The organism is Vibrio sp. PID23_8 (genome assembly GCF_003584965.1).
In the GTDB taxonomy this organism is placed as follows: Bacteria; Pseudomonadota; Gammaproteobacteria; order Enterobacterales; family Vibrionaceae; genus Vibrio.
In genome coordinates, this window is record NZ_LIXE01000001.1 from 103,414 (window position 1) to 116,374 (window position 12,961).

The 12,961-nt window shown below is 44.3% G+C and carries 9 protein-coding genes; 2 read left to right on the forward strand and 7 right to left on the reverse strand.

What is annotated here, in order from left to right:
• Positions 1 to 62: 62 nt before the first annotated feature.
• Together AK966_RS00455 and AK966_RS00460 are read left to right on the forward strand one after the other, a co-directional pair.
• A complete protein-coding gene (locus AK966_RS00455; protein WP_099078726.1) occupies positions 63 to 329 on the forward strand; it encodes a GrxA family glutaredoxin in 267 nt (88 codons plus the stop codon).
• Positions 330 to 505: 176 nt separating this feature from the next.
• The gene (locus AK966_RS00460; RefSeq protein WP_099078725.1) at positions 506 to 2,188 is read left to right on the forward strand and encodes an aspartate:alanine antiporter; all 1,683 of its coding nucleotides are present in this window, start codon (positions 506 to 508) and stop codon (positions 2,186 to 2,188) included.
• Positions 2,189 to 2,295: 107 nt separating this feature from the next.
• Here the strand turns inward: AK966_RS00460 and fabV are convergent, their stop codons facing one another.
• The 7 genes from fabV to AK966_RS00495 form a co-directional block, all read right to left on the reverse strand.
• Positions 2,296 to 3,498 carry an enoyl-ACP reductase FabV gene (gene fabV, locus AK966_RS00465; protein ID WP_119463331.1) on the reverse strand — a complete coding sequence of 401 codons (1,203 nt, stop codon included), beginning with the start codon at positions 3,496 to 3,498 and terminating at the stop codon, positions 2,296 to 2,298.
• 182 nt (positions 3,499 to 3,680) lie between these two features.
• Positions 3,681 to 5,963, reverse strand: a complete 2,283-nt coding sequence (locus AK966_RS00470; RefSeq protein WP_099078723.1) for an acyl-CoA dehydrogenase — start codon at positions 5,961 to 5,963, stop codon at positions 3,681 to 3,683.
• 62 nt (positions 5,964 to 6,025) lie between these two features.
• The gene (locus tag AK966_RS00475) at positions 6,026 to 6,652 is read right to left on the reverse strand and encodes a TetR/AcrR family transcriptional regulator (RefSeq protein WP_099078722.1); all 627 of its coding nucleotides are present in this window, start codon (positions 6,650 to 6,652) and stop codon (positions 6,026 to 6,028) included.
• 485 nt (positions 6,653 to 7,137) lie between these two features.
• Positions 7,138 to 8,295: a Na+/H+ antiporter NhaA gene (nhaA, locus tag AK966_RS00480; RefSeq protein WP_099078721.1), complete on the reverse strand. Its 1,158-nt coding sequence runs from the start codon at positions 8,293 to 8,295 to the stop codon at positions 7,138 to 7,140.
• Between the two features lie 329 nt (positions 8,296 to 8,624).
• Positions 8,625 to 9,749: a lipocalin-like domain-containing protein gene (locus AK966_RS00485; protein WP_182852541.1), complete on the reverse strand. Its 1,125-nt coding sequence runs from the start codon at positions 9,747 to 9,749 to the stop codon at positions 8,625 to 8,627.
• Complete coding sequence (locus AK966_RS00490; protein ID WP_119463332.1) at positions 9,749 to 12,202, reverse strand: ABC transporter permease; 2,454 nt, start codon at positions 12,200 to 12,202, stop codon at positions 9,749 to 9,751. The genes AK966_RS00485 and AK966_RS00490 overlap by 1 nt, the downstream gene beginning before the upstream one ends.
• Entirely contained in the window at positions 12,183 to 12,854 is a 672-nt protein-coding gene (locus AK966_RS00495) for an ABC transporter ATP-binding protein (protein WP_099078718.1), read from the reverse strand. Before AK966_RS00495 ends, AK966_RS00490 begins: the two co-directional genes overlap by 20 nt.
• Positions 12,855 to 12,961 lie beyond the last annotated feature (107 nt).

Here is a 12,961-nt window from a genome sequence, read left to right on the forward strand (position 1 = left end):
AAAGCGCCCTGAAAAGGTAGTTACTACGCTTTCAAAAAGAATAGATTAGGAGAAATAAGTATATGTTCGTAGTTATCTTTGGCCGTCCTGCTTGTCCTTACTGTGTTCGTGCGAAAGAGCACGCAGAAACGCTTAAAGCAAAACGGGATGATTTCAATTACCGTTACGTTGATATCCACGCAGAAGGTATTTCAAAAGCAGATCTTGAGAAAACAGTAGGTAAGCCAGTAGAAACTGTACCTCAAATCTTTATCGACCAAGTGCACATCGGTGGTTGTGATGAATTTGAAGCTTACGCTAAAGAGCATCTAGGTCTATTCGACGAGTAATACCATTTACTGATTGTTAAAAGCCGCTTTTAGCGGCTTTTTTTATAGGCGCTCATTTCGTTATTCCCCTGCAACAACTAATCGAAAAACCTAAAATATTTCACTTATCTTTTTGCTATTTTTAGTTACAATCCCTCCCTCATAACTTTTGGTCACATAATCTACCGAGCCACACTGTGAACATAGACGTCGTACATCTGCTTGAGCAAAACCCCATTCTTCTAATCTTCGTCGTATTAGCCATTGGCCTTGCTTTTGGAAAAATTCGTTTTGGTAACCTTCAGTTAGGTAACTCGATTGGTGTTCTCATTACTTCGCTTGTAATGGGTCACCTTGGTTTTTCTTTTAACGCTGAAGCGCTTACTATCGGTTTTATGCTGTTTATCTACTGTGTGGGTATTGAAGCTGGCCCCAACTTCTTTGGTATTTTCTTCAGAGACGGTAAGCACTACTTTATCTTAAGCATGACTGTACTCGTTGCCGCCGTGAGTCTGACTTATTTCTGTAGTCACTATTTGGGACTCGATTTCGGTTTGTCTGCAGGTATGATGGCTGGTGCACTCACTGCAACGCCAGTATTAGTCGGCGCTCAAGATGCCTTAAACTCTGGCCTAGCCACTATTCCACGTAATATGGACTTCTCTTTAGTGTTAGAGAATCTATCCGTTGGTTATGCAATGGCTTATCTAGTGGGTTTGATCAGTATGATCATGTTTGCCAAATTGTTACCGAAACTGCAAAAACAAAACCTATCGGATTCAGCACAACAAATCGCACAGGAACGTGGCCTTGGTCACTCTAGCCAACGCAAGGTTTACCTACCGATTATTCGTGCTTATCGTGTCGGGCCAGAGCTGATCGATTGGACTGACGGCAAAAACCTACGTGAATTAGGTATTTACCGCCAGACAGGTTGTTATATCGAACGTATTCGTCGTAACGGTATCCTAGCCCACCCCGACGGTGACGCAATTTTGCAAGAGGGTGATGAAATTGCACTGGTAGGCTTCCCAGACAGCCACGCGCGTTTGGATCCAAGCTTCCGTAACGGCAAAGAAGTATTCGACCGCAATCTACTCGACCTTCGAATTGTCGAAGAAGAGATTGTCGTTAAAAGTGATGCCATCGCTGGTAAACGTCTTTCAGACTTGAACTTGTCAGAATATGGTTGTTTCTTGAATCGTGTTGTGCGTGCTCAGATTGAAATGCCGATGGATTTAGATATCGTTTTAGCCAAGGGTGACGTTCTGCAAGTGAGTGGCGAAAAGAGCCGCGTACATGGTCTTGCTGAAAAAATTGGTTTCATCTCTATTCATAGCCAGATGGCAGATCTATTAGCATTTTGTAGCTTCTTTATCTTAGGCATTATGTTTGGCTTGGTGACGATGACGTTTGGTCAAGTCTCATTCAGCCTTGGTAATGCGGTTGGTCTATTGCTATCAGGTATCACTCTAGGCTTCTTACGTGCCAACCACCCTACTTTCGGTTATGTGCCGCAAGGCGCACTGAACATGGTGAAAGACTTGGGCTTAATGTTCTTTATGGTGGGGATTGGGTTAAGCGCAGGCGGCAAGATGTTTGAACACCTAACACAAGTAGGCCCGCAGATCATTGGTTTGGCCTTTATCGTGAGTGTAGTTCCTGTCGTTCTAGCTTACCTTGTTGGCGCTTACGTGCTTAAGATGAACCGTGCCCTACTCTTTGGTGCTATCATCGGAGCTCGAACATGTGCGCCAGCGATGGATGTGGTAAACGAATACGCGAAGTCAACAATCCCAGCACTGGGGTATGCTGGTACGTACGCGATTGCCAATATCTTAATGACTCTCGCAGGTACTGTTCTGATTATTCTGAGTTAATCTCTTTTGAAAGAGTTTTGCTGACAACGTAGCACCATTCACCTCAAAGATTTAAGACACAAAAAAGGCGCTCAATGAGCGCCTTTTTTAATTCAATTAGAAGTAGCTTAGATTTGAGTGAAATCTGTTTCTACTGCTGGGTTAACGTCTGCTTCGTAGTCCACACCGTCAACACCAAAGCCGAATAACTTCAAGAACTCTTCTTTGTACTCAACGTAGTCCGTTAGCTCTTTCAGGTTTTCAGATGTGATTTGTGGCCATAGGTCACGGCAGTGTTGCTGGATGTCTTCACGTAGTTCCCAGTCATCCAGACGTAAACGATTCACTTCATCTACTTCGGCTGCACTGCCGTCTTCTTTATATAGACGTTGGCTGAACATACGGAAAATCTGTTCCATACAACCTTCGTGTACGCCTTCTTCACGCATTTTCTTAAATACCATTGCGATGTAAAGAGGCATCACAGGAATTGCAGAACTTGCTTGTGTCACAACTGACTTAAGCACAGCAACATTTGCTGTACCACCAGTAGCTGAAAGCTTCTCGTTTAACGCTGCTGCTGCACGATCTAGGTCCATTTTCGCTTTACCTAGTGCGCCATCCCAGTAGATAGGCCAAGTCAACTCAGTACCGATGTAGCTGTATGCCACTGTTTTACAACCATCTGCTAGAACGCCAGCGTCTGAGAGTGCATTGATCCAAAGTTCCCAGTCTTCGCCGCCCATTACGGTTACTGTGTCTTGAATTTCCTGCTCAGTTGCAGGTTCTACGCTTGCTTCGATGATCACGTCTTTGTTGGTATCAACAGCAGTAGATGTGTAAGTCTCACCGATAGGCTTCAGAGCAGAACGGATAAGTTCGCCGGTTTCTGGCATTTTACGTACTGGAGAAGCCAGAGAGTAAACCACCATATCTACCTGACCAAGGTCTGCTTTGATCAAATCAATTGTTTTCTGTTTTGCTTCATTTGAGAACGCGTCCCCGTTTAGGCTTTTCGCGTACAAGCCCTCTTCACGAGCTAGCTTTTCGAATGCAACTGAGTTGTAGAAACCGGCAGTACCAGGTTTCTTCTCTGTGCCTTCTTTTTCGAAAAACACACCGATAGTTGAAGCGCCGCCACCAAATGCCGCAGCGATACGAGAAGATAGGCCATAGCCACTTGATGCACCCACAACCAGTACGCGTTTTGGCGCGTTCTTGATTTGGCCTTGTGCTTTAGTGTAAGCAATTTGTTCTTTTACGTTAGCTTCACAACCCACTGGGTGCGTAGTAGTACAGATAAATCCACGAATTCTAGGTTTGATGATCATATTCAACTTCCTTTAAACAACCTTGCTAGGATAAAAGTTTCGTCGTAACTTCGCATCTAATTTCTGTAAAAAGGCATCGAAAATGCAAGTGGTTGGAGCACTCAATCGTCAATCTCTGGCCAAAGGACATAAAAAAGCACCTCTTGGGAGGTGCTTTGATTATGTTGGTGGAAGAAGAAAGCTTATGCAACCGAGTTTAATTTCGATCCCTTCGAGCTATTGGTACGAACTTCTGAGAAATCGTGGCTAAAATGATCAACTTGAATCGCTTTGTTACGCAATTTATCCGCAGCCAGAATTTGATCAATTTCTTGCTCTGTTAACACACCAGCTTCAAAGGCTTGCTGTAAACGGTCATGCAATATGCCTTTACGGGCCACTTTGCCGTCTTTCGCCGCCTTCATTAATTTTCGCTCAAGCGGTTTGATATCATACATCGCTAGGAACGCGTTCTCCATCAAACCAACGCTATCATCCTCACCCTTTCCGATGTAACACAAATTGGTCAGTCTGTCACGTTGCACCCCTGGCGTCATCATTGCTTCCGCGAGACCAACACATAGCTCGTCGCTCGGCGCTTTAAAATGATTACCTAGAGGGAACAGTAAGCCTTTTAGTACACCACCCACATATTTCACTGGAAAATTTGAGTAAGCTTCATTCAATGACTTTGATACATTGTACAAACAGTGCTGCACCGCATAGTGAACAAAATTTAAATCACCTTGCTGACGACCTTCATCTTCGTACTTCTTCAGAGCTGCTGAAGCCATATACAAATAACTCAAACCATCACCAAGACGCGCAGAAATCATCTCCTTACGCTTTAAATCCCCCCCTAGCGTTAACATTGCAAAGTCTGCACTCACTGCTAAAGCTCTGCTCAAACGTGTGATGTCTTTGTAGTACTGCTGCGTAGGACCACTCATGTGAGCCTTGACAAAACGTGCCCCCGTTAATGCTGCTCCAAATGCGCCAAATGTATTGCCCATTGCGTGTTTAATGTGTTTAAACAGCAGATCATCAAATGCTTTCGCACCTTGGTTAGTGTCCGGGTTTGCTGCGGCTTCCATTTCTTTCAACACGTATGGATGACAGCGTGTCGCACCTTGACCGAAGATCATTAGATTACGAGTCAAAATATTTGCGCCTTCCACTGTGATGGCGACCGGAATACCAAGATAATGCTTAGCTAGGTAGTTCATCGGACCGTCTTGAATCGCCCGCCCCGCATGAATGTCAAAGGAGTCATTTAAGATCGTACGTGCGATCTCTGTCATGTGGTACTTAGCAATTGCGGTTACAATGCCGGGCTTCTCCTTCATATCAAGAGAAGTGGTTGTCAACGTACGAGTCGCCTCTAATAAATAAGTTAAGCCACCGATACGCCCCATGGCTTCGGCAACACCTTCAAACTTACCGATCGACATACCAAACTGCTTACGAACGTATGCGTAGGCACCTGTTGTGCGTGTAGTAAGGTGACCAATCGCCGTCCCTAGCGCAGGAAGAGAAATACCTCGTCCAGCCGACAAGCATTCCACCAGCATACGCCAGCCTTTACCTGCGTATTCAGAGCCACCAATCAGCCAGTCCATTGGAATAAATACATCATTACCACGAGTTGGACCATTCATGAACGCAGAGCCTAGAGGATCGTGTCGCTCACCAATTTCAACGCCCTCGTGATCCGCTGGAATAAGCGCACACGTAATACCAATATCTTTCTGATCACCAAGTAACCCATCTGGATCTTGTAGCTTAAAAGCGAGACCAAGTACGCTCGCCACTGGTGCAAGTGTAATATAGCGTTTATTCCAACTTACTCGAACACCCAGTACCTCTTTCCCTTCATGCGAGCCATAACAAACCACACCTTGATCGGGGATACCGCCAGCATCTGAACCTGCTTCTGGACCTGTTAACGCAAAACAAGGAATATCAGTACCGTCGGCTAGGCGTGGTAACCAGTAATCTTTCTGCTCTTGTGTACCATAGTGGGTCAGTAGTTCACCCGGGCCAAGTGAGTTTGGCACCATAACTGATACCGCTGCACTAATGCTACGAGTTGCGATGCGAGTGACGATGGTCGAGTTTGCTAATGCAGAAAACGCACGACCACCATATTCTTTTGAAATGATCAGTGAGAAAAAACGCTCTTTACGTAGGTATTCCCATACCTGTGGTGGTAGGTCACGGTCATCCTTAACGATTTTCTGGTCATCCAACATTTCTAGTAAAGTTTCCAGTTCGTTATCCATGAACGCTTGCTCTTCTGATGACAGGGCAGGCTTAGGATAATGATGCAGTGTTGTAAAGTCTGGTTTGCCGGAAAACAATTCAGCATCCCACCATACACTCCCCGCTTCCATTGCTTCTTTTTCGGTACTCGATAGTGGAGGGAGTACTTTTTTGAATACTTTGAATGCTGGGTCACTAATCCATTTTCTTCGTAGAGAGCTCATAGTTCAGATCCTTTTGTTCACTTCACCGCAGGTGATTAAATTTTCTTATTCATTATCAATGTCTACTTGGTCGACATGCCAGCCGACAAGTAAGGAATCAGTAAATCAACAACGGACTTTATGTCCACTTCCTTCTCAAATTTACTTTCTGCTAATTCTGTTAGTGCCTGACTTGACGCCATGGTAAAAACACATGTACCTAATGTGAAATGCAAGCGCCAGAACAATTGCTCTTCCGTCAAACTTGGGTTGGCTTTCATAATCGAGGATATGAAAAGGTTTAATACTTCTTCATATCTGGTGCTAATGAACCACCGCAGATGCCCTTGTACATCGGTATAACCGCGTCCAATCAAAAGCATGAATAATGCGGTACCATTCGGGCGTACCTCATTCAACGCACGTAAAGGCAAGCGTAGCGATTCAAACACTTCGTCCATGTTGTAGTCATCGCGCGTATTCAATTCGACTAATGATGTCTTAATACTAGGCATAAGTGCCTCGAGATATCGGTCAAGCACGGCTCTTACTAATGTTTTTTTATCACCGAAATGATAGTTAACCGAAGCTAGATTCACATTCGCTTTGCCAGTTATCGTTCGTAGTGAAGTGTCATTGAAGCCATATTCCGCAAATAGCCCTTCGGCTATGTCGAGTATTTTTTCTTTTGTTGTACTTCTCGGGGCCATTTCAATCACTCGTATTAAACAACTGTTTGAAATATACCTCCGAAACCTTAAGTTAACAAATGATTAACATCACATTTTTAGTCATTGGTCTGACCAGATTGAGGAACGTGAGCCATTAAGGGAATGAATTTGCAGAAATATCTGGGTGCAAAAAAACTTTGAAAAAAAATGGAACTGATTGGAATTGGCCTGGTCTGAATGTATGTAACAACTAGTGCATTTTAAGTTTTACTGGCCGTCAAACTTGTTTCCATCTAGTTGTTGTATTGCTGCTTTTTCTTATTAACTCCTATGTTTGTATCCGCCCAGACACTTTTTAATCTGGGCTTTTTTTCGCCCTCGATTTTGTACAGCTCCTTCTTCTGCTCTAAGCCCCCTTCTTCATCAATGTCACGGGATCGCGTGAATGCCTAGCAGCGCGTAATTCAATACATAAAAAAACCTCCCGGTAGGGAGGCTTCTCATATAACTAGACTGTCTAAGACTTATGCATCTTGAGCAGGCGTCTTTGGTAATGAGAAATGCAGCAGTGCATAACCAATGATCGCGGCAGTTGTTGATCCCATTAAGATTCCAAGTCGAGCATAGGTGTCGAACTCAGGACTTACGTTACCAAATGCCAGTGATGAGATGAAAATCGACATGGTAAAGCCGATACCACACAGTACTGACACCGCAAAGATATGTACAAAATTCACACCTTGAGGCAGCTTTGCAATACCCGCTTTTACCGCTACCCAACTGAACGTAAAGATGCCAAGTGGTTTACCTACCAATAGACCTAGAGCGATACCAAGAGGCAGCATTGACGTTAAACCAGCCAGTGACACACCCTCCAGTGAGATGCCCGCGTTTGCAAAAGCAAATATAGGAAGAATACCAAAGGCAACGTATGGATGCAGTGCGTGCTCCATGTGTTTGAGTGGCGAATGCTCACCTTTTTTGCCTTTTAATGGGATAGCAAAACCGATCACAACACCCGCCAAGGTGGCGTGAACACCCGATTTCAATACCGCAAACCAAAGAATCGCGCCGACAATCATATAAGGCGTAAGTTTGGTAACATTTTTAGAATTCAACATGAACAACACACCGGTCATAATAAAGCCAACCACAAGTGCCGTTGTTGATAGATCACTGGTATAAAACAATGCAATGATCACAACCACACCAAGGTCATCGATGATCGCTAATGCCAACAAAAATACTTTCAAGCTAATAGGTACACGCTTGCCTAATAGCGCCATAATACCTAGCGCAAATGCAATATCGGTTGCTGCAGGAATAGCCCAACCAGAAATTGCTTCCGGATCGCCCGCATTAAAAGCAACATAAACTAGAGCTGGCGCTAACATACCACCTACCGCGGCAATTGCTGGGAAAATCGCCGTTTCTTTCGATTTTAATGCACCTTCAAGCAGTTCACGCTTTACTTCAAGACCAATGAGCATGAAAAACACGGCCATCAGGCCATCATTGATCCAATGAGAAACTGACATACCCAATACATAAGTATGCAGCATTGCTTGATAAGTCTCACCAAATGGTGAGTTGGCAATGGTCATTGCGATTGCCGCTGCAATCACTAAAAGAATACCACCTGCAGATTCCATTTTGAAAAAGTCACGAATGACATCGTTCATGGTTTCGCCCTTATATTTATTATCTTAATAAACGAGTAACAAAGAATGATGAGAGTGTATATCTATGGAAAATTTAAGAATAATCGCTTGTTCAGAGTATAAACTTCGTTATTTCCGATACAAACTAAACGACACATCGAATTTTCCAACAGAAGAATAAATACGTAAAAGTCCTTTTCATCTCCTAATAAGTCGAAATACTCACTGAGACCACTATTAACATAGTGTAATATGAGATTAATTTTCGTAATATCCATGTTATTTTGAGACAAGCATGATGCTATCCCTGCCCAAAAAAGCCGCCTTTCTCGGCGGTTTTTATATCGTATTTAGTAACCCGTAAGCTGCATAAATCCCCATGCTTCGTTAGAGCCAGAAGCCTGTATAGGTCCTTCCCAGTAAGGAATCAAAAAAGGCTGCCACATATCTGACTTGGTGATTCTCGTCGTTAAGTTAATACCATGCTCGGGCACATTAATGATCCATTGCAGAGGTAATCGTCGACCATTAGGTAAGCTCGTCACCTGCATTGGGGTAATACTAAAATCCTTCTCAGTCAAATTAAATACCGCCCCAGAGCGAGTAGACAGAGTCCCAAAGATGTGTGGTAACTGGCCATTATGACGATAGCGACTCACGGTAAGCGCTCTACCATCATCGAAGTTAAAGACAAGCCAGTCCCAACCTTGCTGACCTTCTCCGATCATACCACTTCCCCATTCCTTCTGAGCCCATGCAGAGCCAGAAACAGATATAAGCTGACCATTGAGGGTAAGTGTCCCTTTCACATTTAGGAACGGCGCACTAAAGCTAAAAGAAGCGACCGATTGCAATGCGTGTTTAATTTGAAAGCCCTTATCACCATTTACCACAAATGGGCCATTGGTTATGGTGTTGAGTTCAAGTCCAAATGCATCCGTTGACACATCAAGTTGACCAGGAAATGGCGTCAAGCCCAGCGAGCGCCAGTTCCAATTGTCTATCCATAAGCGAAATGGGTGGTTAGTCATTCCTGCTTGGCCAATTCCGCCACGAGCAACACGCTGCTCTCGCCATACTTGAGAGCCACTGCTTATTACCACATGAGATAGATAGAGCTGTGGATTTTGCCACCCATGCGTATCTCGTTCATCCGTCGCAACCCTAAAGTAGCTCCATTGCACGTTGTATACTTGACCATTTTTATCCTGCAATTTCGCAAAATAATTCCACCATTCGTGTTGATAGCCTAGGTGAAAACGAAAGTCTTTAGGCAAAGAGACATGTTCATCTGGTAAAACTGGATCAAAGACCGTCTTACTTTCACGTTGTAGCACGTGACTGATCTCATTTTCTTCTGTTGCTGTTGCTTCGTCCCAATGAGTCCAATAAAGCGCGGCGCCAGTCAAAAAGATAAATGCTAGAAAGAGCAAAGCAGAAATAGAGAAAATCTTTTTGTTTTTCATTTCTTTCACTACAACGCATCCCTCAGTGACTTCATTGGTGTGCTCTTAATCATTCGGATAACAGGTAAGGCTCCGGCAATCATAATAGCCAACATTGCCCAGGCAATGGTCTGTACGTACTCCCACGGAATGATTTGCAACTCTAACGACCAACCAAAAGATTGTTTAATAATGATGTCGACGATCAAGTTCGCTAATGCCAAACCAAGCGGAACGGCAATAATTGCCGAGATAGTGCCAAAGACAAACAACTGCAAGCCACCTAGTGCTACTAGCTCTTTACCTGACACGCCCATACAGCGAAGCAAAGAAAAATGTCGTTGACGAGACAACTCACCCGCTAAAGTTGCAAAAAACAGGCCGAATACTGCAATAATCAACGTGATATTGCCGAGCGTTCCTGCAATGGCAAACGTATGATCAAAGACCCGCATTGCTTGATTGTAAATATTGCTATTATCGAACACACGATCTTGTGGCAGACGGTATACACTTTCCAACCGTCCTTTAAGCCCTTCGCCATTCACGTTTTCTTTGAGCAACACGCCCAAGCCAACGTTGCCAGAACCAGCAAATGCATACAGCCAATTCCTATGAGACATCATGATTTGGTTATATGGATTACCGTAATCGAAGTAAACGCCAACGACCTGCCAACCACTACCGAGCGGAGAGAGCAAATCAATATAATCACCAGGCCGAATATCCAGTTTTAGCGCCATGGATTCACTGATCATCAAACTCTTAGCATGATGTAAATGGTACCAATAATTCGGAATCCCCAGCTTCACCGTCAGTGCATCTAACTCACCTTCTGAAGCCCCAGTACTCACAACTTGTAGCGAACCGCGTTCAGTTGGAAAATCTTTCTCCCAACGCCACCAAACCGCATCCACCTCTGGTTGTTTTTTCAACCAAGCACTCATACGCGCGGCTGAACTATTGGTTGGGTAAACATACAAATCCGCTGCCAAACGCTGACTTAACCATTTATCGGTGGTATCACGAAAGCTACCCACCATGGTTTCCACGCCAATGTTTGCCGCTAACGCAAGCATAAATGCCATGGTTGCCACACCGCGATAACTCATGCTTGCCGCTGAATCAGCAAAGAACCAACGAACCCGAACCCAACGCATAGAGTATGAAAGGCTCTGGAACACATGCCACATAATGAACGGCATAAACAGCGCAACACTGACTAACATTAACGCAATGATAGTAAAACCTGACTCCTGAGTCTTAGGCGCCTGATACACCGCGACAGCAGCAACACAAAAAGCACACGCCGCAAGTGCTTGCCAAGAAAATTCACGACCCGCAAAACGCATTAATGATAAGCGAGAAGAAAGGCGAATAGGCTGTGACTTAAGTAAGCGAATCAACGGCCACAGACACGATAGCAATGCACCTAATGCAGACATCGCCAAACTGTACAGACTCGATTCCCATGACCAACCAATCGCAAGGCCAACATTCGCATTATAAAGATCGCTCAAGCTCGATGACACTGCAGGAATAAGTTCATTGGCCAAAATTAAACCCAAAAAATTACCGCATCCCCACGCCAACAGAACTAGTAGACACAACTCGAGCAGCAGCGCTTGCGTGAGCTGCGTACCCGTCACACCTGCTTGACGCAAGATCCCAACCAGTCGTTGACGTTGAATAAAAGAAAGCGACATAGCTTGATAGAAAATGAACAACCCCACTAGGAACGATAACATTCCCATTGCGGTTAAATTCAAATGAAACGCTTTGGTAAGAGATTCCAGTTCACTACGGCTGTTCCGTACTAGCACCATCCCATTTGGCAGCAGTTTCTTCAGTGCTAATACTTTCTCTTCAGGCATTTCTCCACAAGAAATTGCAGAAAGACCAGAACTGCGCTTTAACATTCGTAAAAGGGAAATATCAGTAACCAACCGAGTGCCAGATAACATCTGATCGGTATCGACCTTTACAGGTCCCAGTCTACTGCCGTCATTTAACTCGATAAAATCGCCATTTTTCAATTCCATGTGAGACGCCAAGTCTTGGCTAATGAGCGTGGGATAAGGGGGTTTCATCAATGAAAGCAGTGGTAGATCGCCCAGTGACTTACCCTGATGTAAAGGTAACAAGGCCACAGGATCAACGCCAACCAGCATGAGTCCCAAATCGTTTTTGGTATCAAGGTGCAAGACGTCAAAAGGGGCGCACTGATGGAACCCTGCTCGACGAAGTTGAATATAAAAACCTTGGGGAATTTTATTGGCGGAGTGTTTAGTGCGAATTCGATACGGCAAAGGGTTTGAAAAAAGCTTTTCACCCGTTTCATAACTTTGCTTAGCATGTTGGTTAATAGAGGTAACCCCAACAAGAAGCGATACGCCTAGGGTTAAACCAAGCCAAACAAGAATAATTTGTAGTGGGTAGCGACGGTAGTGACCGAGTAGTGCCTTAACTACGGGCCATAACATGTAGCTGCCCTCCTTGAAGACGAATTCGACCTTCCATGTGCTCTGCTACTTTTTCACTGTGTGTGACGAGTAACAGCGTACAATCAAGTTGGCGCGCTAGACTGGTGAGCAAGCGCATTACCGCTTCCGCATTGCGTTCATCAAGACTGCCCGTCGGTTCATCAGCCAATAGAATTTTAGGTTCCATATAAAGCGCACGTGCAATAGCAGCGCGTTGCTGCTGTCCACCAGAGACCTCTTCAGGATAGCGACCTAAAAGCGGCATAAGATCGAGTGCGGATAAAATTTGACGCCACAAACCCTTATCTTCTGGTAAACCTTTGAGTTGACGGCAAAAACGAATATTGTCAGCAATATTCAGAGTAGGTAATAGATTGAACTGTTGGAAGATATTACCAATATTGTTGCGACGGTAGAGTGTTCTTAGGCGTTCTGGTGCACTGTGCATCGCAAAATTGGAGTACTGAATTTCACCGGAATCCGCGGTATCAAGCCCCGCAATCAAATTAAGCAACGTACTTTTTCCGGAGCCACTCTCTCCCATTAACGCAACTTGTTCACCTTGTTGCAATGTCAATTCTGCCCCTTGTAGTACAGGATGAAATTCCCCCCCGTCTACATAGCCTTTACATAGGTCTGACAGTTTTAACATTGATTTTGCCGCTCAAATGGTGTTTAAATTCGGAGTCAGAATCTACACTAAAATACCGTTAGTAGGAAGTATTTTGAATAGTAGATCACACTATGGGACGTCTAATG